This window comes from Cycloclasticus sp. PY97N (assembly GCF_002443175.1).
GTDB lineage: Bacteria > Pseudomonadota > Gammaproteobacteria > Methylococcales > Cycloclasticaceae > Cycloclasticus > Cycloclasticus pugetii.
This window is the reverse complement of sequence record NZ_CP023664.1, coordinates 1,230,643-1,254,302: the sequence shown is the minus strand read 5'-3', so window position 1 is coordinate 1,254,302 and position 23,660 is coordinate 1,230,643. Positions and strand designations below refer to the sequence as shown.

The 23,660-nt window shown below is 40.0% G+C and carries 25 protein-coding genes; 4 read left to right on the top strand and 21 right to left on the bottom strand.

Annotated elements, in window-relative coordinates:
- Positions 1–82 precede the first annotated feature (82 nt).
- From CPC19_RS06210 to CPC19_RS11885, 5 genes are all read right to left on the bottom strand, one after another.
- Positions 83–478 carry a DUF2391 family protein gene (locus CPC19_RS06210; protein WP_015006127.1) on the bottom strand — a complete coding sequence of 132 codons (396 nt, stop codon included), beginning with the start codon at positions 476–478 and terminating at the stop codon, positions 83–85.
- 106 nt (positions 479–584) lie between these two features.
- On the bottom strand, positions 585–989 hold the full coding sequence (locus CPC19_RS06205; protein WP_015006128.1) for a VOC family protein: 405 nt from the start codon (positions 987–989) through the stop codon (positions 585–587).
- A 101-nt stretch (positions 990–1,090) separates the two neighbouring features.
- Entirely contained in the window at positions 1,091–1,807 is a 717-nt protein-coding gene (locus CPC19_RS06200) for a response regulator (RefSeq protein WP_016390148.1), read from the bottom strand.
- Positions 1,808–1,814: 7 nt separating this feature from the next.
- Positions 1,815–3,275, bottom strand: a complete 1,461-nt coding sequence (locus CPC19_RS06195; protein ID WP_016390147.1) for an ATP-binding protein — start codon at positions 3,273–3,275, stop codon at positions 1,815–1,817.
- Between the two features lie 3 nt (positions 3,276–3,278).
- Positions 3,279–3,440: a hypothetical protein gene (locus CPC19_RS11885; RefSeq protein ID WP_016390146.1), complete on the bottom strand. Its 162-nt coding sequence runs from the start codon at positions 3,438–3,440 to the stop codon at positions 3,279–3,281.
- Positions 3,441–3,657: 217 nt separating this feature from the next.
- On the opposite strand from CPC19_RS11885, the gene CPC19_RS06190 reads away from it, so the two are divergent.
- The 3 genes from CPC19_RS06190 to CPC19_RS06180 all read left to right on the top strand — a co-directional run bounded on the left by CPC19_RS06190 (position 3,658) and on the right by CPC19_RS06180 (position 5,209).
- Entirely contained in the window at positions 3,658–3,984 is a 327-nt protein-coding gene (locus tag CPC19_RS06190) for a Spy/CpxP family protein refolding chaperone (protein WP_016390145.1), read from the top strand.
- A gap of 352 nt (positions 3,985–4,336) precedes the next feature.
- Entirely contained in the window at positions 4,337–4,525 is a 189-nt protein-coding gene (locus tag CPC19_RS06185; protein ID WP_016390144.1) for an SDR family oxidoreductase, read from the top strand.
- Positions 4,526–4,546: 21 nt separating this feature from the next.
- Positions 4,547–5,209, top strand: a complete 663-nt coding sequence (locus CPC19_RS06180) for a cupin domain-containing protein (protein ID WP_096910746.1) — start codon at positions 4,547–4,549, stop codon at positions 5,207–5,209.
- A 157-nt stretch (positions 5,210–5,366) separates the two neighbouring features.
- Here the strand turns inward: CPC19_RS06180 and CPC19_RS06175 are convergent, their stop codons facing one another.
- From CPC19_RS06175 to CPC19_RS06120, 12 genes are all read right to left on the bottom strand, one after another.
- Complete coding sequence (locus CPC19_RS06175; protein WP_016390142.1) at positions 5,367–6,107, bottom strand: alpha/beta fold hydrolase; 741 nt, start codon at positions 6,105–6,107, stop codon at positions 5,367–5,369.
- A 191-nt stretch (positions 6,108–6,298) separates the two neighbouring features.
- Positions 6,299–6,607, bottom strand: coding sequence for a hypothetical protein (locus CPC19_RS06170; RefSeq protein WP_016390141.1), 309 nt, complete (start codon positions 6,605–6,607; stop codon positions 6,299–6,301).
- Between the two features lie 72 nt (positions 6,608–6,679).
- Entirely contained in the window at positions 6,680–7,060 is a 381-nt protein-coding gene (locus CPC19_RS06165) for a hypothetical protein (protein ID WP_016390140.1), read from the bottom strand.
- A 59-nt stretch (positions 7,061–7,119) separates the two neighbouring features.
- Positions 7,120–7,728, bottom strand: a complete 609-nt coding sequence (locus CPC19_RS06160; protein WP_016390139.1) for a hypothetical protein — start codon at positions 7,726–7,728, stop codon at positions 7,120–7,122.
- A gap of 368 nt (positions 7,729–8,096) precedes the next feature.
- On the bottom strand, positions 8,097–9,107 hold the full coding sequence (locus CPC19_RS06155; protein ID WP_236610523.1) for an alpha/beta fold hydrolase: 1,011 nt from the start codon (positions 9,105–9,107) through the stop codon (positions 8,097–8,099).
- Positions 9,108–9,258: 151 nt separating this feature from the next.
- Positions 9,259–10,347, bottom strand: coding sequence for a PIN domain-containing protein (locus CPC19_RS06150; protein WP_016390137.1), 1,089 nt, complete (start codon positions 10,345–10,347; stop codon positions 9,259–9,261).
- 157 nt (positions 10,348–10,504) lie between these two features.
- The gene (locus CPC19_RS06145) at positions 10,505–10,876 is read right to left on the bottom strand and encodes a hypothetical protein (RefSeq protein ID WP_016390136.1); all 372 of its coding nucleotides are present in this window, start codon (positions 10,874–10,876) and stop codon (positions 10,505–10,507) included.
- 2 nt (positions 10,877–10,878) lie between these two features.
- Positions 10,879–11,325, bottom strand: coding sequence for a hypothetical protein (locus CPC19_RS06140; RefSeq protein WP_016390135.1), 447 nt, complete (start codon positions 11,323–11,325; stop codon positions 10,879–10,881).
- Positions 11,326–11,430: 105 nt separating this feature from the next.
- Positions 11,431–14,019, bottom strand: coding sequence for a DUF262 domain-containing protein (locus CPC19_RS06135; RefSeq protein ID WP_016390134.1), 2,589 nt, complete (start codon positions 14,017–14,019; stop codon positions 11,431–11,433).
- A 135-nt stretch (positions 14,020–14,154) separates the two neighbouring features.
- On the bottom strand, positions 14,155–14,712 hold the full coding sequence (locus tag CPC19_RS06130) for a hypothetical protein (protein ID WP_016390133.1): 558 nt from the start codon (positions 14,710–14,712) through the stop codon (positions 14,155–14,157).
- A 75-nt stretch (positions 14,713–14,787) separates the two neighbouring features.
- Positions 14,788–15,273 (bottom strand): toll/interleukin-1 receptor domain-containing protein, encoded by a 486-nt coding sequence (locus CPC19_RS06125; RefSeq protein ID WP_016390132.1) that lies wholly within the window; start codon positions 15,271–15,273, stop codon positions 14,788–14,790.
- A 239-nt stretch (positions 15,274–15,512) separates the two neighbouring features.
- Positions 15,513–15,929, bottom strand: a complete 417-nt coding sequence (locus CPC19_RS06120; RefSeq protein WP_016390131.1) for an Rrf2 family transcriptional regulator — start codon at positions 15,927–15,929, stop codon at positions 15,513–15,515.
- Positions 15,930–16,020: 91 nt separating this feature from the next.
- On the opposite strand from CPC19_RS06120, the gene CPC19_RS06115 reads away from it, so the two are divergent.
- Positions 16,021–17,184 carry a globin domain-containing protein gene (locus CPC19_RS06115; RefSeq protein WP_016390130.1) on the top strand — a complete coding sequence of 388 codons (1,164 nt, stop codon included), beginning with the start codon at positions 16,021–16,023 and terminating at the stop codon, positions 17,182–17,184.
- A 157-nt stretch (positions 17,185–17,341) separates the two neighbouring features.
- Here CPC19_RS06115 and arsJ read toward each other — a convergent pair whose 3' ends face one another.
- From arsJ to CPC19_RS06095, 4 genes are all read right to left on the bottom strand, one after another.
- The gene (arsJ, locus tag CPC19_RS06110; protein WP_016390129.1) at positions 17,342–18,571 is read right to left on the bottom strand and encodes an organoarsenical effux MFS transporter ArsJ; all 1,230 of its coding nucleotides are present in this window, start codon (positions 18,569–18,571) and stop codon (positions 17,342–17,344) included.
- 1 nt (position 18,572) lies between these two features.
- Positions 18,573–19,589 carry an ArsJ-associated glyceraldehyde-3-phosphate dehydrogenase gene (locus CPC19_RS06105; RefSeq protein ID WP_016390128.1) on the bottom strand — a complete coding sequence of 339 codons (1,017 nt, stop codon included), beginning with the start codon at positions 19,587–19,589 and terminating at the stop codon, positions 18,573–18,575.
- Positions 19,590–19,719: 130 nt separating this feature from the next.
- Positions 19,720–20,064: a metalloregulator ArsR/SmtB family transcription factor gene (locus CPC19_RS06100; protein WP_016390127.1), complete on the bottom strand. Its 345-nt coding sequence runs from the start codon at positions 20,062–20,064 to the stop codon at positions 19,720–19,722.
- 102 nt (positions 20,065–20,166) lie between these two features.
- Complete coding sequence (locus CPC19_RS06095) at positions 20,167–23,652, bottom strand: indolepyruvate ferredoxin oxidoreductase family protein (protein WP_016390126.1); 3,486 nt, start codon at positions 23,650–23,652, stop codon at positions 20,167–20,169.
- Positions 23,653–23,660: the final 8 nt, after the last annotated feature.

The window sequence follows — 23,660 nt, the reverse complement described above, 5'->3', positions numbered from 1 at the left end:
TAAAAAAACGGTTGCTTTGTATACAGTTAATCCGACCTAACCAAGCGCCTATCTTCATTCCTAGCCAATATCTTCTTCACTGCTATTCTTTATCAAAACCATCAACAATAATCGCTCCCATAGAAGCAGGCATCGTAATAATAATTAGTCGCTTCAAAGCTATCACCGGATCTAGCATTACAGGGAACTTATTTAATGACAACAACACCAAAGCAACCACACAAGCGGCTATAAAATAGGCAATAAATATTCTGCTTATAAATATTGATGTTCTATATTTTATATCGCCTTGAAATACAATTTGATAGGCAAAAAAGCTTAAAAATACAATCGACAAAATAAAAACAAGAAACAGGTTTGCAAAAGGAAGAGTTTCCCCTAGTTTCCAGGCCTCTTCGGAAAACGAAATAGGCACTGCCAAAGCAAAGGACCCAATAACTACCTGACTGGCGTCTTCTTTATTAAAGTTAAGATTCATAGCTAATTACCTGGCGGTTTGTTGACTGTTATGCATTATCGGCTGGCGATTCACGCCTTAACACCACCTTTATTGTTATCATGAGGGATGCTTTTTTGCCTCGCTATTATGTCAGATCCTGATAAGGGTTGTAGGCCACCTCCCAGTAATAGCCTTCCGTATCTTGAAAATAACCGGAGTAACCGCCCCAGAAAACCTCCAGCGCAGGTTTAATCAGTCGAGCACCAGCAGAGACCGCTTGATCAAGCACAGCATCCACGTCTGACTTACTTGCAACATTGTGGGCCAGCGTTATGCCAGAGAAACCAACCTGATTCGAATCCGTTAACCCGATATCTTTAGCCAACTCTTCGCGCGGATAGAGCGCCAACCACGTTCCTTCCAAACTAAAAAACGATATATTGTCACCTTCAACATTATGCGTTGGCAAACCAAGGCCCTCACTATAAAAGCGAGTCGCTCTTTCTAAGTCATCTACACCAAGAGTAATAATGCTGATTTTCGGTTTCATAATTCCCTTCCTAACACTTTAAATATAAGACGCACGCCTCCTTTTCCTATCGTCATTGTCACACTTACAAAAACACAATAGGTTTGCCAGCCACAACCGTGCTACACATTAAATCCATCTCCACCCAATTCTTCATACTTATAGCCAACACTGTATACAGATTTAATTAACTCTTGCTCTTTATAGTGATGAGAAATCTTTTTTCTCAGGTTTTTAATATGGCTATCTACGGTCCGATCAGTCACTACACGGTTATCTTCATACAGTTTATGCATTAACTGCGATCGCGAAAATATTCGCCCCGGTTGTTTTACCAATGTGCTCAGTAAACGAAATTCAACTGGGGTTAAATCCAACGCCTGCCCTGCTACTGTTGCTAATATTCGCTGTTCATCCAAGGTTACCAATTGATTCTCAACGGTTGATATCTGTTGCCGGTAAGACAACGTACGAAACAAAGCTTTTATTCTTGCCATCACCTCACGAGGGCTAAAAGGCTTGCAGATGTAATCATTAGCACCTATTTCTAAGCCCAAAACTTTATCAATTTCTTCGACCCGTGCAGTAATCATAATGATCGGGATGCCAGAAAAATGTCGTATTTCCTGACAAAGAGTAATGCCATCTTTACCCGGCAGCATTAGGTCTAATAAGATAAGGTCCGGCTGCTCTTGCTGCACCCAATCAATAACAGCGTCTCCATGGTTAATCCAATGAGTGTTATAGCCCTCCTTATGGAGATAGTCTTGCAGTAATTGCGCTATCTTAGTTTCATCTTCAACAATTAGAATGGTACGTTCTGGTTCAGCAGTATTCATAGCGTGATTATCCTGATGAAATGGGTAGCTCCAAGGTGATTTTCAGCCCACCCAGTGATGAAGGCTCGGCTGTCAATTTTCCCTCGTGTGCTTCTGCAATACTCTGCGCAATAGATAAACCGAGCCCAGAACCACCGGAATCTCGGTTACGAGAATTATCTACTCGAAACAACCGTTCAAATAAACGTGGTATCAATTCTGGCGAAATACCGGGTTCGCTATCTTCAAAACAGATCGTTAACGAAGCTTCCTTTTTACATTGTATCTTTACGCGACCTCCTTCATGGGTATAACGAAGGCTGTTTTCTAATAAATTTGTGAACAGCTGAGTAAGTCGCTGAGGGTCAGCCAATACCATGGGGCAGGGTTCATCGCATGCTACGCTCAAAGTAATCTTCTTCTGCTGCATTGGAAGCTCATAGCCTTCCGCTACATTTTGTAGCAACAAAAATGGATTCACTGCTACCTTTTCATAGGTCAGCGAGCCTTGATCGGAAAGAGAAAGTTGGTACAAATCATCAACCAGCCGTTGTAAATGCTTAACCTCCAAAGAAAGGGATTGAATCGACTCGCTATTCAGCTCCCTAACATTATCTTCCATGGCTTCCAATTCACCTTTAAGGATGGTCAACGGTGTGCGCAATTCGTGAGAGATATCTGCAATCCACTGACGGCGACTTTGCTGATTTTGATCAAGTGTCTCAGCAAGGGTGTTTAAATCAGTGGCCAAGTCTCCCAATTCATCTCTAGAAATTTTCTCCACACGGCTGTCAAATTGACCAGATGTCAGTTGCCGTGCTATACCTGTTAACCTAGTAATGGGCTTATTAAATGCACGTGCCAGCAATAAAGAAACAATAACAGCAATCACAAACGAGAGTATTCCTGTTAATAGTAAATTTTTAACTTGATCACGTTCAAACCGCTGCTCTATACCCGTACGCATACCTTTCAAACGTCGCATACTCAAATAACCAATCACCTCATCATCCAGCATTATTGGCAGTTTCCGATCATTTTTCGAAGCGGGCGGACCAAAAATGGACGTTTGAGCACTATCCTGCAAGCCTATTCGGCCGCGCAAATGGGGCGGTAAAACAGCTGCGTGATGACGTCGTTCAGAATACACACGGGCTGAACCAAGCCTAGCCGAAGGCTCTTGTCTATGATGCTCTGGCTGTTTAGCATTTCTTGGCGGTTGCGATGCCAGTTCATGTTCAAACAACAATTGTTGCCACAAAAGAGGCTTATTTTTCAGAAAATCCCAATGGCCATATTGTCGGTACAGCCCACTTAAGGTTCGTTCAACGTTGTTCAGCCTTTTTAACCGAACGTCTTCAATATACTGGCCAAAACCCTGCTGGAAGCTATAACGAGTCACCGCCATATTAACGAGCAAAATCAGAAGTATCACCAATAGAATAGAGAAAAACAGCTTGTGCCAAATTCTAATTCGTATAGAAAACATGCTTTAAACAGCCCTTAGTAAGGATACATAGCCTGAAGCAGCCGTTTGCATAGTCTCTGCTAAATCTCTTCTAGGCTGTACACCTATTTGCTGAAAGGCAGATATGATCGCCTTAAATATGCCGGTAATAAATTCTGTGCTTGCTGTTGCGTTTAGGTTTATCATCTTATCCCTACTCTTTATTCATTATTCCACCAACAATAAAATTGTAGCGACTAAATATGGATTAAATATGAAGATTAATCACTTAATCATCTTAGGCCATATCTCCACATTTTCTTCACATTCTCTTCGTAATTGCTACAACATTGCCCCCTATTCTATAACTCAAGAACAGAGACATTAACCGCCCTGTTCTGCTTATTAAATTTAGGAGAAAACCATGAATATTAAAGCAGCTTTATTAACATCAGCAATCGCCCTTACAGTAGCCACCAGTGCCTATGCAGAAAGATCTGACGACTGCTCTAAAGGCAAAATGCAAAAAAGAGGCCCATCAATTACTCATTTGCAAGAAAAGCTTGATTTAACCGACAAGCAGGCCGATTCACTTAAAGTGCTATTTGAAGAGCAACGAGCCAAACAAAAAGCACTTCGAAAAGCGCATAAAGAAAACCGAGACATCATGCATGAAAAAATCTCTAACATTCTAACAAAAGAGCAATTGGAAGAATTCAAAGAGATGAAGCCTAAAAAACCTCATAGATAACATTAACCACACTACGCACAACAGGCTACACAGGCTGTTGTGCGTAGTGTTTCTTACTCAGAATGCTAGCTTAAAGTAGCCCACAACAAGCCCCCTAAATATGGCAATTTGATTTCCAAAAATAATTAAATAGCCACACTCTTAAGCTTAGTCAAATACCATAAAACCAAGTTCTTTCGCCCTTTATGGCAAGCATAATACGAGACTTTTAAGTATCGCTTTATTCCACTGACGATTATAAAAAGAAGAAAGAACTAATCCCTTATTACGTTAAACCCTGATGCGGATTGTAGGCTACTTCCCAATAATGACCTTCCGTATCTTGAAAATAACCGGAGTAACCACCCCATTTATGAAACATTTATTGACCATGAAAATGGATAATGCCTTAGCGGGAGTTGATGATTTTCATCCGATAGGCCGCATCGGCAAACCGGATGACATTGCCAACAGCATCTTGTTCCTTTTAAATGATTGCTCCAGCTGGGTAACAGGTGCCATTTGGGATGTGGATGGCGGAGTGACTGCAGGTAGAAACTAAACGATTAACTAGGTGCTTAAAATGACGACACAAATCAATACCGATTTTTCACAACGAATTGTAATTCAACCCGATGACTATCGCTGGGTTGACTCGCCCATGCCCGGCGTGGAACGCATGATGCTCGATAGAATCGGTGATGAAATCGCACGTGCAACCTCCATTGTGCGTTACGAACCCTTTAGTGAGTTCTCGTCACATACTCATACAGGTGGCGAGGAGTTCTTTGTGCTCGACGGTGTGTTTTCTGACGAGCATCAAAGCTATGGTAAAGGCTGTTATGTACGAAACCCCATTGGCACAGCACACACACCTAAAATAGGTAAAGAAGGCGCAACTATTTTCGTCAAACTACAACAGTTTGACGAAGCAGATACACAACAAAAAGTCATCGATACCCAAACACAATCATGGCACCCAGGGCTAGTGGAAGGTCTAAGCGTCATGCCGCTACATGAATTTGGAAGTGAGCACGTAGCGTTAGTAAAATGGGCGCCGAACACGCAATTCAACACCCACCAGCACTGGGGTGGAGAGGAGATTTTTGTATTAGAGGGTACTTTTCATGATGAGCATGGCAGCTATCCTCAAGGCTCATGGTTACGCAGCCCACACCTGAGTCGACATACCCCCCTTACCAAAGAAAATGGCGCATTGATTTACGTAAAAACCGGGCACCTGTAAATACAGTGCTTTTGTCCGTTGTGTTTGGTCTGTGGTAGCGTTTTGGCTACAGTGGCGAAGCCACCCCAAAGCGGAACGTAGACCAGAACATAAAACCAATAGGGTCCATTAATTGGTGGGAAGCCTCAGATCACGCCTGAACGACTGGCTATGTGTTTTATTTCTCTTTAAACACACCATTTTTTATAAATTCAATAGTTTGATCTGCCACTTCACTGTCATAACGCATCATCGAATGACCCGTTTCTATAATGATAAAATCTGTCATACCATCAATCTTGGTGGCTTCTACCGAAACAAGTCCATCATCTTTTCCTGGTATAACCGTGTCATTCAATTTACTCTTGAGCTCTCCTGCAATAATACCCACGGGATAGTATGGAGGCTTTAGTGATTGTGGAAAACTCTTATCATCGGTACCTAAGGCTTTAGCTGTTGGGCCGAGAATATCCATTAACCAACTGTTGTTGAAGTGGTCAGCCGCTTTGCTGCCTTTATTTGGGGTGCCCAATAAAACGACTCTTCCCAGTTTATCTACCTTATTATTTTGTAGGTAAGCTCTAACCATCAACCCTCCGAGTGAATGCCCTACGAAATTAACGTTTTGAGTATGATTTTGGCAACATTGGTTAATTTGTAAACTGATATCTTGCAAGATTTCATCAGGCTTTTGATGTAAAGAACTGTACCCCACACGCTGAACATAATACCCGGCATCTTCAAGTCGAGAAGCTAGCAACCACATTGACGTATTGCTTCGACCTAGGCCGTGAAGAAGAACAATAATTTCCTTATTCTCAGCCACCTCATCATTGTGATTAAACCAAGCGTTGGCAGCTTTAAAAGTAACTAATGTTACTAGTAATATTGTAAAAATAAGACTAAATAATTTTTTCATCTTACTGTCAGTTAGATTTATAAATGCAAGTGTTCAGTTGATTACAGTTAGCTCTAAAACACATAACGCTCGGACTCTCTAGGGTCGGAAATCAATAGGGTCAGGATCTATTTATTTTTAAATTACTATATTTTTCAAGACCTTGAAGATTTTATTTTACTCTAACCCCAATTGTTCAAGGCAGAAACCGATCATTCACGTTCAACGATGGGACAGTTACTGCTTTTGAATTTTATCTTAGGCTGTGGCCCCGGCATAGCTCGTGTCAAAAAGCTGGGTGTTTGCCGTTCAAAATGTGCTTCGCAGTCACGATCAAAAAAGATAGTCAGCGATATAAGGTCAATCTGTTTTAACGACTGAGCCACGCGTTGATGTGTCTTGATAAACAGCACCATCGTATCCAAGTCTCTCAAATTGACGGCGGAAGGTGGCAATGCTGCTTGCGTATAGCTAGCGCTGCTTAATAAAAGAAGACTGACAATACCGCGAATACTCTTCATGCTTTCTCTACCCTATCTCACATTTGGTGTGTTGCCATACAAGCGATACGACATTGCCCTTATATCAAACCGTTACTTTGGACTGATAATAACCTTTATTTTATTCGCTTGAGATTCAGGCGCACTAATATCAATAGTGTATTGATTGCCATAGGTCAACCAGGTTTCACCAACTTCATTCGCCGTCAAATAACACACTTCACTCCACTTACTTGCTTCGCAGTTCACACTGGCAATTTCAGGCGAGAATGAGACGATTGCAGGGTAGACTCCCCACCAGCCAGGAAAACCATTGCTAATGCTTAAAACTTCTTTGGTTTCGCCGACGGCTAAATAAATAGCCGAGTCATCGTCTCTCGTTTCAATTAAGGATTCGTAACTCGTTCGAGCGCTTGCACACCCTTGAAGTAGTACGACAATGAAAGCGAAGGCAATCATTTTAAAATTCATCATATAAAATCTCTCTGTAATATGGGCTCAAAACAAACCGCTTCATGTGTTGTCATACTCATTTAACACCCCATTGGAATGGCGATATTAATTACCGTTACGACCTGCCATTGTGTATTAATTAATTTTTCTATTTTAATGCGTGCCGTGCTAAGCGAAACATCGACGGGACTGTAACCTTCTGGCCAACCTTCTCCATTAAGTATCCTTACCCACTCCTCGCCGCCTTTCGCCAATACCGCTGCATTTATTTCATCATGCGTGACTTCTGGAAAGCAGTCCACATTCACCTCATCAAAATTCGGCAATAACACCGTATGATTGTCAGCGATCTTAAGCCGATGCCATTTGGTCGTGCAGTGTTTCCACTCCGTTAAGTCAAGATGTGGGCCTTCGGCATTGACTGATAAACTCGTTTCAAGCTGCAGGGCAACTCGATAGTTTTCGCGATCTTTACCATGAAGCATGACCGTTGCTTGAGACAGATTCTCGCCAGCCTCAAGCTCAGAAAAATACGTTTTTTTGAAAGGGGCATTATAATTTATCGGGTTCTGAAATGAAATCTGTCCATCGGGTATGAGCGTGATTCTGTCGAATGCGTAAGAATAATTCGACAAACCAATCATTAACAATGCCACAAAATATTTCATCTCTGTACGTCCCTTACCCATTGTTGTTTAACCTATTCATATGCCGTCTACATTTGTGTTGCTCAAACCCAAAAATCAATAGGGTCAGACTCGATTGATTTTATTTTTAAACGCTTTCGATTTCCTATCACCCCCTTTGCTCTTTGGATGCATGGGTCGGTTGACTTTAGCCTTTATCGTTTCTTTAAAAGAATCACTGCCTAACACCCAAGATTTGTTCGTTGCCTCGCATATTGCTTGAAGATTTTTTTGCAGAACCTCACCATCAAATAATGCACGGAAGGCTTCACCACGGGGCTGACTGCTTTTCCCTAAACGTTTATACAGCTCATGCTCAACAACTCATTCGTTTGCTTTGCTCAATCATTTTATACTTGATGATATTTTTATTATTTATCAATCGCTTTATAGAAAGCTTTAATAAATACGTTATAGTTTTCATAATGAGGCATATGACCTAGCCCATCCAACTCAATAAGCACTGAGTCTTTAATCATAGCTTTAGTGCTTTTTCCGAGATCTTTATATTCGCCTAACTTTCTAGTGACACCTTCTTTTAACCAACCTCTACCTGGGCCCGTTTTATCTCTAGTACCAATGATTAAGAAAGTTTCACTCCTAATTTGTGAAAACCTACTCACTATATTTTCTGAGAAAATAGGGCCATAAGTTAAAGCATTATTCCAAGCAACAACTTCCCAATCTTTCCCTGCAAGCATTCCTTTTAAAGGAATTAAAAGCTTCTCGTATTCGCTTGACCATTTCCCATCATAATAATTCTTACTTTGATAGCTTCTAGCTTTATCTAGTGTTGTAGCAAGCTCTCTTTTATAGAAGAAGTTAACATCTTTAAACTCTACATACTTTCCATAATCCTCTAAGCCAATAGGGTTAATCAGAATGAGTTTATTAACTGATGCAGGATAATTAACAGCAAATGTTGTAGCTAACATACCCCCCATTGAATGACCCACAAGATCAAATTTTTTGATATTTAAATCATCCAACAATGATTTAGTGTTTAATGCCAGCTGCCCAAAGCTATATTGGTAGTAATCTGGTTTTGAGGATTTACCAAAGCCAATTTGATCAGGTATAAGCACTCTGTACTTTTTCTTTAAAAGATCTTTTGCGACTTTTTCCCAATAATAACCTGAGAAATTTTTACCATGCAATAAGACAATAACTTTTCGTGCATCTTTATCCCCAATATCCATGTATCGCATTTTTAAATTTTGATTTTGAGAATCAAGATCGAATGTCTTGACTTCAAATGGGTATTCAAAGCCATCCAACTCTTTATTATACTTAATGTGATTTTCAGCAAATGCCTGTGAAATTAAGGCAAAAACTGAAACTATAATCAAAAAAAACTTTTTCATATTAATTTTATCTATCAATTGGTTATACTAAGCTAACGCCGCATTAAGGGGTGAACAACGCAATCCACCCGACCTAAAGCATTGTGCCGTTAACACTTAAGCTAATTCAAACCAAAACTGCCAAGCGTTGTGAATCCCTCTTGAATGCTTTGTTAGTTCTCTCGTCTACTCATCTGTTGAAGATATACTCCACGGATAGATTGCTAGGTTTTTTTTCCTTTACGTCATACTCAAAACTGCCATCTACACAAGTTCTTAAAATGAAAGACAACTTTGTATGTTCACCATCCAACTCAATATTGTAAAGAGACTTAATAGCTTCAATCTCTTCAACATGCTGTTTGAACTCTATCACATCTATAGTTATGACCAGATCAACTCTTCTCATTTCAAAATAAGCACTGATATAAACACTATTTTCAGGTAAGCGTTTGACTGATTTCACTTCTGGGTCTTCAAGACCTTCAAAGATATCAGACTCTATATCCATTACAGATGTTATCTTTTCTGAGAAAACTCGAGCGTCGAGAATATGCCCAATGTCATAATTACTCATAGAGTTCAGATAACTTTCCGTTTCCTCCATTAAGAATTCTTCTAAGTCATCTAAAATTTCTTGGCGATCAAATGAGTGCTCAATCTTGTCTACATTTTCGTTTACAAAGTCAAATATATTTAGATAAGGTTTAATTTTTGCTTTTAATGAGCGCTGATCTATGTCTTTTTGGAGATCTTCTTTAAATGTCAGTAACTTGCCTTTGCTTTCAAAGAAGTCATGTTTGTTGTTAGTAATAAATGCAACATCACCTTCAATGTCATTTTCTTGTAGATAAGCCAAAAAAGACAACCAAATCAAAGTGTCTCGATAGCCTTTTTCCTGATTCGTAAATGGTTTAATTGACTGTATAGCTCGTTCTACTACAACCTTTTGAGAAATATTTTCGTAACTGATATTCTCAATCAAATCTACTTTGTACTTTAGTACATCCGAAAGTTCATATTCATTGAAGTGCAGTTGCTCTGCGTGAAAGTTGAGCGGATTCTCGTTTAATTTGCTCGCTTTATTCACTAACCGAGTGATTTCAGCCCGAACTTCATTGGCTTCTCTGTTCCGGATATTATTTGTTTCTTGAACGACCAAGTCTGACAGAAGCAAATCAAATTTTTGGTTGTTCAGAAAATAAAAGAGCAGCTTAAAGTTAGGCTTATCTGCATACCAGTTTTTATAAAACACATTTGTATCAAGGAATACTTTCATTCTTTAACTTCTTCATAAAATTTTGCGTCCGCCCTGAGAGCTAACGCCCATGTAACCTGCGATTTTTTGTGGAGCGCTTTTGTGAAAAAATGTAGCGTAGCGAAATTCACAAAAGCGCGTAGCAAAAAATTGTCCAGTTGACATGTTTGTTATGTTTTTAGTCGCCTAACAAGTCATCAAGAATATCATCAATTCCTGACGCTTGTTCTCTCGCTGTATTAAATAAATCCAGTAAAGCGGGAGAAGGGTCATTTGACTCCCACACAACTCGACCTCTTGAGTCTACAATACAAAACCCTATACTTTCAGACCAATAGTATTCGTCTACGTCAGTGAAATGCTTTGAACGAAGATCATATACTCCTAATAATTTACCTTTATATTCAGCTTGAAGATAAAGTGGAACCGACTGCTCCGTTTCGCTATTCAATGACCTAGGGGCATCTTCGACTTCCCACTGCACATTACCTTTTGCAGTTTCTCGAATTAACTTTGTGATCAACTGTGCTGTTTTATTTTCTGTACTCATACTCAGTCCCATTTAGAATCTTTTGCTAGCTGTTGAAGAGAAGTTACTAAACCACTAAGTTCCGTGTATAGCTCCCAAGCAGAATCCTCACCTAATTCAGCCAAAGATGTATTTACAAATAAATATTTCTTTGGCTGCAACCGACTAAGATAGTCCTTCACTTTGTTTTTTTCCTCAGATGGCAGCTTAGGCTTTATGTTTTCTAATAGAGCTTTAACATTTGAAAAGGCCTCAAGTGCGGGAGTCTTATCTTCACCCCAGTTTTTAAGTTGATCAGAAACATTAGAGGTGGCCTTAGCTAGCTCTTTATTTATCTCCGGAAGCCTTGCTCTACGAAGAAAAGAATTCCTTATTTTTCTCGCCTCCACAAATATAAATATAGTAACAATAAGACCTAAAATAGAACTTATTGAACCAATTTTATTAAGGTCGGTTAGCCATTCAGGCATTTAGGTGATTCCTCGATGTTTGTAAACATAACGCTTTGCTAAACGGCGCAGCTTGCTGCGTCCAGTGGAGGCTGCTTTTGGCCGTAACGATGTTTGAGCAACTTGTTATACAGTTTTAATGCCTTTGCTACGATTACTATCTTTGTGCGTAACTTGAAGATTTCCCCGTTCGTCTTTTCCACCCAGGGCTAGTGGCTTTATATGATCAACTTCAACTTCGTCACCCCAATATAGTGGTGTTTTTGATATAGGGCAGATATTACCTTGCTTAAGTATAATATCTTTGATTTCTTGGTCAGTCAGAACAATTCTACGCTTTTCAATGGCATACTTTTCATGCAGCTCTTTCACACCATCAATGAATTTCAGATACCCTTTACCGTCACTATCTTCTTCAGGAATATTTTTTGAATATGCGATTAATCTGCCAAGAGATTTTGCTATATCATGTCTATTGCTTTTCAATATTTCTAAAGATAAAGGTGAAACAATAAACCAGAGAATATAAAAGTCTTGAAACGTTCTTCTAAAATTCGTTCTTTCTAGTGAATTAAATAACTTGTCCAGAGCTTCCTTTAAATGAGACGAGACATTATCCGCCCGTATATCATCATCTATTAGTAATATTCTTACTTTTTTTACAAAGGACTTGGTTTTTTTAATTTCATCAAAGAAATTACTCTTAACCTCATCATTAGAAGAAGCCTCATTAATTAAATGTGATATATCTTTTTTGTAACCGATTCTTGCATTAAGCCTATTTTCCTTCTGAAATATATCAAGGGACTTGGATTTCGGTTCATATTTGACCTTGTAGCCTAGATAAGCTAAGGATGTATATATTTCTTCATTTTCCATTCTGTCCCTGAAGTTTTTCCTATCGGACGACCTGACGTAAAACCAACTTTTCTCCTTTTCCACCTCTGACTTTATAGCTGTAATAATTTCTTTGTCAGCCCATGAGTTCCACATCTCAAAAGAATGTTCTTTTATTGGGTATGGTTTGTCATTCAATCTAATAAAAAGGTCTATTGGGTCAAATTCTGGGTTTAGTTTTTGCTCAATGGAAACGACAAAAAGCTCAAAATCTAATATCTTTTCTTGTGCTGCTTCAGGTAACTCATAGAATTTCTTTCCCTTGTATTCTCGCAATATTTTTGGGGATCGCAATGTGAATCCTGAGTTTTTTGGTTTTACAGAAACCCCTTCTTCATTAACATACTCACCGCCAATATATGACAGTATGGTCAGTATTCTTTGCTGCCCATCAATAACCTCAGAAACTCCATTTAATCTTTTGTATACGAATATTGCAGGAAGAGCTATTCCGAGAAGTATGCTTTCAATGATAGAGGATGCTTTTGGCAGATTTATGACCTCAGATCTCTGGTAGGATGGCCTGACCAAAAACTTTCTTCGCGTCATTACTCTTGATATATCCTCTATAGATGTCCGAGAGGGTTCAGGCTTGTTGAGCCGAAGAGACTCCAACTGACCAATAATATTTTCGTCTTCACTATCAGACATTAACTCTTTCATTTGCGCTTTGGATTCTTCATTCGCGCTCTTGTACATTGAAAGGTCAACGTCAAACTCCCCCTCATAAAAATCCAGGACAGAGTTGTACCTTGTTATTACTTTTGCATAGAAAGCGTAATCAACATCTGAAAAGTCCTCTTGTTTTTCATTGTAATATTCGACTATCTTTAATTTTATATTTTCTTGAGATAGCAACGTAATTGACTGTCCTTCGTTATCTATGACTTGAAGAACCCAAAGCAAGCATTCCAAGAAAAGTCTGTTTAAATTCGTTCCTCTATCTTTGGAGAATTTTTCTATATCAGATAAAATATATAGTTTTTCACAAAAATAATTGTAAATTTCAAAGTGGTCAGTTTGTGTATCTGTTACTTGATCATAAAGCCTTTCGAATATTTCGTTTTTTCTACCTGCAGCATAATAAGTTATTGGTATAAGGTGAAGAACTAGATTTTTCCTAATAAACTGCATCATTGTTTCAATCGGGACGCCATTTCCATCAGATCTAGTTTGTTTAGTATCCTTAAAAAATAGCGTTGATATAATCGAGTGAAGTTCAGTTCCTTTTTTTATTTTGCTTTTGAAAATATTCGATAAATCATCATTATCGTAAACTGCATTATCAATCTCTGAGCGTTTCAGCGGGGTTATTCCCGAGTTATAACGACCAAATATTTCTTTTTTAACTTTATCTTGTAATAGTGGATCGAGCTTTGGTTCGTTAACTATTTCAAATTCAATAATTCGCAATGTGGAATCCAAAAAATTATCTCGAATATTTCCGGGAAGACTTTCAAAAGAAAAGCCATCTAGATGCTTTAAAGCTGAAAGCCCTTTCCTTTTTAGTTTTATGGAGTCATCCATAAATATCTGTATAGTTTCAAATCGCTGCCTTCCATCTATGATCTCGATACTTTCGCCATTATTAAAGAATATAAGAGGTGGTATTTCCGTTCCTAATATGATGCTTTCAATAAAGTATGACGCCTTATTAATGTCCCATACGTAATTCCTTTGATAATAAGGCTTGTAATCAATTTTTCGTCGATTTCTTATGCTGAAAAGGCTTTCTATTGGCTTAGAATATGTCTCAATTTTGAGGTGATTCTTGAATATATTCTCAAATTGCTCTTGATTTAAGTAGATGTCGTTCATATATATTTCCTAATTCCACTGCCCTGTTGACATAGCATATTCGTGGGATTTGTATAACGCTGCCATAAAAGGCGAGCAACGTGTTGCGAGTCCAGCGCTGAAAGCGCGGTTTTTAATGGCCTTGTTAGAGGGTGGTTAACTACTAGCATAAGCGGCCCATGCTACAGTTATAAATAAGCCGATAATGCTTGCTAAGGCTAATGTGGATTCTGAAATCCAAGTAAAAGCTAAGTTATAAAAACGAACCGCATTAACGACAGCCATACAGAATGCTGCCACAGTAATAATAGCTTTGTACTTTTTTATGCGTTGCCACATACAATGGCTAAAAAAGAATAATTTACAACGTATTAATCCAATTTTGCCATGAGCTAAACTATCGTACTTTCGCCCTTTTGGGGTCACTCTAAATTCTAAACGAGGAGGAACCATTCCTCTTTTTCTTTCCATAAGCCCTAACTCACAGAGCACTCCTGCATTATGGATTATAGCTTCCATTAATTCTTCCTCTCTTCCTTGCCCTTTCTCGTAAGCAATGCCACTAAGCGAGAGCCTTTCTAGTTCAATGCGTTTAGCAAAATCATCAATGTTTATAAAGCCGCCGTTATCATTCGAGGCTCCATCATCTTGAATTTTATATATAACCACTCCAGCGAATAGTGACAACCAGGGAATGTATGAGTCTCCGAGCATATTTAGCCCTCTAACGCCCGTATTTGCGGCTGGTTTGGAGCGCAGCTGGAAAACCAGTCCGACAACATGCGCTTGTTAGGCGATTTCATTTGCCAACCTATCAAGAAAATCTTGGACTTCTTCACTACTGAGATCCTTATTCTTATACTTCCTGAAATCTCGGTACTGGATATCGCTGATTTTTAGTGAAGCTTGATTTAGGATAACATTTTCTTCGTTACCTTCTTCTTTAAATGTACTTCGAAGTCCGTTCTTTGCTTCCCGAAAATATAATGGATACACTTTTTTTTCGTAATCACTCGCGAGTTTAAACTCATAGATACACATTCTGCTATTGAAATAAGATGGCGTTAGAATTGTAATCAATGCATCAGACTCTTGAATTAAGTCTTTAATTTTCTGTTGCCACTCCACACCCCATTGAAGATCATTTTCATCGACAATAATTTGATTTATGGAGCCAGTTGTCTCATCAAGGACAACAGAAAGCGCCTCCCTAAGCTTCGTGAGCTTATGAGGCTTTTTGTTATCCAATTTAGCATAGCTCCAAAATATCTTCATGTACGCATCTTCTTCTTACGCCTAACAGTATTAATAAGCGGAACCCATTATCCATGTATTATTTGTATATAGATGGATAGTACTTCCATGTTTTTGCATATTAATAGCCAAAAGTGGATATGGCTTGGTTAATTTGCGTTTAAATCCTTTTGTTAAATATAGCATCTATTTCTATTAGATACAGAAGTGGCTATTGGTATATCCAACCTACTCGTTAGCTAGGTTGCAATATAACTGGCCTAGCCATGAATACGTTGGGCTGTTTCCTCATCTAGCATATCTGCAATTGTATAGCCTTGAAGGTATTCCAAATATTTACTTTGTGCTCCTTGAAAAGCGGTATTTAAGCGACAAGACTTTAGAATTAGGCAATTTTGACCAACACAATCAAATGGCACTAAGGTTTTTTCCATAAGTACGACAATTTCTTTCAGCGTAATATCTTGAGCAGGCTTTGCCAGCGAGATGCCACCCATTTTTCCGCGAATAGAACAGATATAACCCTTGGATGTTAGTCGGCTGATAACTTTCATCATATGGCTTTTTGGAATGTTAAATACATCCGAAATGGTGCCTATTGTTACGGTTTGTTCGGGCATTGACGCTAGATAAATCAAAGCGCGAAACGCATAGTCTGTGTGTCGTGTGAGCTGCAAAATATTTCTCCTAATGCCGTTGACTATAGCTTAGTAAGGTCGTATTCTAAACATTCACTTTAAATGAATGTTTAGAATACGAGGTTTCAAAATGCTATCTACCCAAACCATATCCGTTGTAAAAAGCACTGTTCCATTACTTCAAGAACATGGCCTAGAAATTACATCTACTTTCTACAAGCAATTGTTTGAAGAAAATCCACAACTACTGAATATATTTAATCGCTCGAATCAACGCGATACTTCTCAGTCTAGTGCATTGGCCGATGCCATCTTAGCCTATGCATCAAATATTGATAATTTAGAGGCTTTGTTACCTGCCGTTAGCCATATTGCTAATAAGCATGCAAGTATAGGTATTGAAAAAGAACACTACCCTTTAGTGGGCGCTAGTCTGTTATCAGCCATTCAAAAAGTTCTTGATCTACCCGACCAACACCCAGCATTAATTGCGTGGAAAGAAGCCTATGAGGCTTTGGCACAGATTTTTATCGATGCTGAAGCGAATTTATATAAAACTAGCGAAGAAAGCGATGGTGGCTGGCAAGGTTATCGCCCGTTTATCATTACGGACATTCGTCAAGAAACGCCCGATGTTAAAACCTTAATATTGCAGCCTAAAGATAACAAAAAAGTTAAGGGGTTTTTAGCGGGGCAATATGTCAGCATAAAATTGCCTGCAAGTGATGGCCAGCACGATGCAATTCGCCAATACTCCCTCTCCGACTGGGGAGGTCATTACCAAATAACGGTAAAAGAAGAAGCAAAAGGCGAGGTATCACCAAATATCCACAGCCATACGGTAGGTAGTGAGTTATTACTTAGCCCTCCTTTTGGCGAATTTACCTTAAACTTAGATGCAAAAAAACATGTTTTTATCTCTGGCGGCGTGGGTATTACCCCGCTATTTTCCATGTTAAAACAGGCTGTTTCTCTTAATAACCAGCAAGATGAACTGCTCTTTATAGAATGTTGTCGCAGTGCCGAGTACCAAATATTTAAAGAGCAACTCACTAGTTTGGCAAACAATGCCTCTGTACAACTTAAGCAGGTGTTTGAACATGGCCCAGGTGGTGATTTAAATGGCCGCTTAACACTTAAGGCATTGGATGAATGGCTAGATGATAAATCTGCACATGTTTATTTCTGTGGACCCATGCCTTTTATGAAAGAGCTGAAAAAATTATTAAACAGCATCGGCTTTGCAGATGAGCACTTACATTATGAAATTTTTGGACCAACAGCCGCACTGTAGACCATTTTACTGTTTCAATATTTAAGTGTTTTTGCGCCCTTGGTTGATATTTTTGTATGCCCATTAAATCAACTAGGGGGCTTACGGGGCATTCATGTATTAAGTACGCCATACAATAGGCATTGGCATGGCGTCTTCTTTCTCTTAAAAAAAACTACTAGCTACCTTCTAATACTACTTTGGGCTGCGGCAATGCTTTTGCAATAATCGCCGAGAATAATATAAAGCCCGCAGAAACCCATAGGCATATTTCAAAACTATAATATTGGTACAACCAGCCAGATAAAACAGTACCCAACAACCGACCTGCCGCGTTAGCCATATAGTAAAAACCAACATCTAACGATACGCCATTGCTATTAGCATAGCTAACTATTAGGTAACTATGTAGTGATGAGTTAATGGCGAATAACACACCAAAAGCGGCTAAACCAAGCCATAAGGTGGTACTTATTTGGAATTCGTAATGCAGTGCTATTGCCATTAACAGAGGGATGATAAACAGAATAACCGCCCATTGATGCAAATGCTGGCCATCCTTTTTAGTAGCTTGTTGCTGGCCGGATAATCTAGGTGCTAGTGCCTGAACAACCCCATAGCCAATAACCCATAAGGCCATAACACTACCGACCTGTGAATAGTCCCAATTAAACTGTGCCGTTAAATACACCGGTAAGGCCACTACAAACCACACATCTCTTGCTGCAAATAAGAAAAGGCGTGCGCCAGATAAGTAGTTAATGGCCGAACTTTTCGAGAACAGGTGTTTAAATTTAGGTTTGCTGCTGGCTTTGCCGAGTTCTTTTTTTAATAAAACGCAGCTTGTTAGCCAAACTATTAATAGACCAACCACCATAATGAGTATCGCATTATGAAAACCAAATTGGCTAAGCAGTAAACCACCTAGAAAAAAGCCAACCCCTTTTAAGGTGTTTTTTGAGCCGGTTAATAAAGCCACCCACTTATACAGTGTATTGTTTGCCTCTTTGGGAACCAGTAATTTAATGGCGCTTTTAGCGCTCATTTTATTAAGGTCTTTAGCCACACCGGATATGGCTTGCGCGGCCATTACCCAAACTATTGTGAGCATTTCGGGCGCTACCAATAACATTGACAAGGCTAGCACTTGCAAGACCAAGCCAATGTTCATGGTGGTATTTAAACCAATAATAGCGCCTAACCAACCACCCACTAAATTGGTGATAATGCCAAATACTTCGTAAAAAATGAATAATAGGGCAATTTCTAATGGCGTATAACCCAGCTCGTGAAAGTGCAAAACCACCAGCATTCTTAATGCACCGTCGGTTAGCGTAAAGGCCCAATAATTACCCGTAATAATGAGGTATTGTTGAATATCACTAGACAGTGATTGCAAGGTACGCATATTAGTTTATTGGTTCGTCAGCTGTACCTACCTTGCGAACTAACTCGATGGTTCGGTTAACGTAACCCCATTCGTTATCGTACCAAGCGTATAGTTTTACCTGTGTGCCATTTACCACCATGGTTGATAGCGCATCAATAATGCTAGAACGTGGGTCTGTTTTATAATCAATAGACACTAGGGGGCGTTCTTCATACCCCAAAATACCGTTTAATTCATTCTCTGCTGCTGTTTTTAGTAGCTGATTAACCTCTTGCACTGTTGTGCCTTTTTCCACCTCAAACACACAATCGGTGAGTGATGCATTGGCTAATGGCACACGCACTGCATGGCCATCTAAACGGCCTTTTAACTCTGGGAAAATATGTGTAATGGCCGTTGCTGAACCCGTTGAGGTAGGAATAAGGCTCATACCACAGGCTCTGGCACGCCTTAAATCTTTATGCGGTGCATCCAGTATGGTTTGTGTATTGGTTAGGTCATGAATGGTGGTAATTGAGCCATGTTTAATAGCCAAATTTTCATGAATAACTTTAACCACCGGCGCTATACAGTTAGTGGTACAAGAAGCAGCGGTTACAATTTTATGTTCCAAAGGGTTAAACAGATTATCATTCACCCCCATGACTATGTTTAGCACGCCCTCTTCTTTAACCGGTGCTGTTACCACAACACGTTTAACGCCCTGCTCAAGATACGGTTGTAACAATGCTTTGGTTTTCATTTTTCCAGACGCTTCAATAACCACATCACAGCCTGACCAGTCTGTATCGCTAATAGTTGTATGTCGGCTTGTAGTGATCTGTTGGCCATTAATTATTATGCAATCATCTAAATGACTCGCCTCATAAGACCAACGGCCATGCACAGAGTCAAAGTTTAATAAATGCGCCAAGGTTGCAGCATCGCCCGCTGGGTCATTAATGTGCACAAACTCTATTTGCTCCGTGCCAAACCCTGCTCTTAATGATAAGCGCCCCATTCGGCCAAAGCCGTTAATACCTACTTTTATCGTCATAATTGTTCAGCCTTTTTTTAACTATCGGTGTTAGAAAGAGTATATATGGAATTATACATATATGATTATCCATATATATAAAAATATTAAAATAAAAGCAAAATACTGATTCAGAAGATCGATTAAACGATTAACAGCAGGCTTGATCGCGCTCAGGGCGTGATCGCATTAGGGATAAATTATTCAGGCTTTCTTTGATTAAAGGTGATTGAGCCGCACCCGCTGTATTTAAAATATCTGTCGCCCAGCTTGGTAAAGATGGGTTAATACGATAAAAAACCCATTGCCCTTGTCGCCTATCGGACAATAAATTAAATTTACGTAGTTGTGCCAAATGCCTTGAAATTTTAGGCTGGCTTTCCTGCAAGGCCTCCATTAGCTCACAAACGCACAGCTCCCCTTCTTGCTGAATAAGCATCAGGCAGGTTAACCGTGTTTGGTCGGACAGGCATTTAAAGAAGGCTAAAGGTTCCATAAACAAATTATAAAGCACGATATGATGATCGGCACGGCTGTGATGAATAAAAAAAGGCCTTAGTAAAACACTAAGGCCTTTTAATGTGTCCTGCGTTAAAATTTAAGCCGTTGTCCCTGTTTTAACTTTAATGACTTTCATCGGGTTTTTAAAATGATCGTCTAAGGTTTTCCAGCGGCCTTCTGCTACTTCAACACTCTCTGTTCTTACATGACCATAACCACGAACAAACTCAGGAACGCGCGCCATTTCTAGTGCAACCTCTTTATTTTCCTCAGTTAGGCCAGTAATAATTTGGTTTAACACCGCTTTATACTGTTTCAACAGCGCTTTATCTTCTTTTCGCTCTGCAGAATAGCCAAATGGATTTAACGGCGTATGTCTCAGGCCTTTAAATTTAGACGCTACTTTAAGAGCCGATAACATCCACCCACCAAATTCTCGTTTTTTCAACTGCCCTGTTATCGGGTCGCGTTTGGAAATAAGCGGTGGTGCCATGTGGAACTTAATTTTATAGTCACCCGAGAAGTTTTCCTTTACCTCATTCGCCCAGGTGCCATCGGTATATAAACGGGCCACTTCTAACTCATCTTTATAGGCCATTAATTTATATAAGTACCGCGCTGCCGCTTGGGTAATCTCATCGCTATCACCCGCTAGTTTTGCTTCTGCTTCACGCACTTTATCAATTAATTTTGTGAATTTTTTAGCATATGACTTGCTTTGATAAGCCACCAAATCTGCCTCACGGCGACTAATCAACTCATCGGTAGTGGCAGATAGTACTTCCCACTCTGGCGTTGTCGCGCCTTGTTCTAATAGTGTTTTAACCGCATCTGGGTCGTGCGCCATTAAACGGCCAATTTTAAATACCCGCTGGTTATAGGCAACCGCTACGCCGTTTGCTGTAATGGCATCTTCCAACGACTGACGTTTAACCGGCAACCAACCTTTTTGACAGGCAAAGCCTAATAACATCATATTGGCGCCAATGGTGTTGCCCGTTAATGTTTCCGATACTTTAGTTGAATCGAAGAAATCACAATTGCCTTTACCTGTGAAACGCTCCAATGCTTGCTTCATATCATCTACAGGAATACTAAAGTCACCATCGCGAGTAAATGCGCCCGTCACAATACCGTGCGAATTAACCACCCCTTTGGTATGCCCTTCACGCAAGCGCGACATGCCTTCATCACTCGCACTGGTGACAATATCTGCACCAATCAATAAGTCTGCCTTACCAATAGATAAACGGGTTGAATTAAGCTCTTCCACATTATTAGCGACTTTAAGGTGGCAATATACCGCGCCAAATTTTTGCGCCATACCGGTTAAATCCAGCACTTGTGAGGCAAAGCCTTCTGCTTTGGCTGCTTCACCAATCATTGATGAAATAGTAACAACACCTGTACCACCAATACCGCAGACTAGGGAGCCAAACACGCCATCGAGTGGCTTAGGTGTTGGTTCTGGCAAGGTTGCGAACACATCATCAGATAAGTTAACGGAGCTGCCTTTTGCCAATTCCCCGCCTTCAATCGTTACAAAACTTGGGCAGAAACCTTTTACGCAGCTAAAATCTAAATTACAGCCAGATTGATCAATCACACGCTTACGGCCTAACTCTGTTTCTAGCGGCTGCACAGAAAGACAGTTCGATTGCACACCACAATCACCACAGCCTTCACAAACACGTGAGTTAATAAAGGTTAATTTTTTCGGTGTTTCCACCAATTTACGTTTCCGGCGTCTACGCAGTTCTGTAGCACACGTTTGTTCATAAATAAGAATGGTGACGCCTTTAGTGTCAGCCAATTCTTTCATCACCATTTGTAAATCATCGCGGTGATACAAATCAGTACCGGGCGCAAATGCGGTTTTATTTAATGCTTTTGGCTCTTTAGAAACCACTACAATACGAGCCGCGCCTTCTGAGTGCATTTGCTGCGTAATACCTTCCACGGTTAACGGGCCATCAAACGATTGGCCGCCTGTCATCGCGACAGCATCGTTAAATAAAATTTTATAGGTAATATTAATGTTTGAAGCGATCGCCTGACGAATCGCGGTAGAACCAGAATGATAGAAAGTTCCATCCCCCAGATTAACAAAGGTGTGGCGGTTACCCAAAAACGGCGATGCACCTGCCCAAGTAGCCCCTTCACCACCCATTTGCGTATAGGTAGTGCCTTTTCTATCCATTAAACCCACTAGGAAATGGCAACCAATACCAATCAGCTGCTCAGTGCTGTCATCTGGTAATTTGGTAGATGAACTGTGCGGGCAACCTGAACAAAAATACGGTGTACGTTCTACCGTATTGCGTGGCACACTCAATTGTTTATCGGTATTTTCCAACACCTCAATCCATTGGGTCATGGAGTCTGTGGTTTTATACGGCTTCAACCAATTAACTAATGCTTTAGAGATAAGCGCTGGTGTTAATTCACCATTAGATGGGAACTGTGTTTGTTGGTCACGGCCTTTTTTACCCATCACCAACGGACGAATACCCATTGGCATATCAAACAAAATATCTTTCACTTGCGTTTCAAGGAATGGGCGAGACTCTTCAATTACCAGAATCTCATCAACCGATTCTGCAAATTCACGCACCAAGCTTTCTTCCATCGGCCAAATAACGGCTATTTTAAAAACCGCTAAACCCAGCTCATCGCGCATTGATTCATCAATGGACAAATCATCTAAGGCTTCTAGGGTATCTAGGTAACTTTTCCCGGCAGTAATAATACCCACACGGCGTTGTTTTGCATCCAGCGTTACTTTGTTTAGTTTGTTTGCTTTAGTAAACGCTTTAACAGCGGGCAAACGCGCATTCACAATACGTTCGTCTTGATCCACCGAGCGATCTGGCCAACGGGTATGTACGCCACTGTCAGGAATAACGAATTCACTGGCATCAGGCAGTACGGTTTCTGTGCGTTTAGGGTCAATGTCCACCATATACCAAGACTCAGCAATATCAGACACTGATTTAACCGCAACCCAGACGCCTGAATAACGCGACATTTGATAGGCAATTAAGCCAAAATCATAAATATCTTGCACCGATGAACAGTGCATAATCGGAATACATAAGCCCGATAAAACGTATTCACTTTGTTGTTGAATACTGGATGATCGACTCATAGGGTCATCACCCACGGCCATAACAACACCACCGTGTTTGCTCGTTCCCCATAAATTTGCATGATGAAGCGCATCGGCTGCTTGGTCTACACCCGGGCCTTTGCCATACCAAAGTCCAAACGCGCCATCAAATTCATTGCCTTCAAAGAAATCTATCTGCTGTGAACCCCAAATAGCGGTCGCGGCCATCGCTTCATTAACACCGGGGTTAAAATGAATATCGCGTTCATTTAATGACGATTCCACCCCTCTACACTCGGTATCAAAATTACCAAATGGTGAGCCGCGATAACCTGAAATAAAACCACCGGTTTTTAGACCCGCTTCACGGTCACGACGTTGTTGCTCAAAGGCTAAACGTAAATAAGCTTGGTTACCTGATAAAAAAACAGGCCCATCTTCCCGTACAAACTTTTCTTCCTTAGATGTTGACATAAACCCTC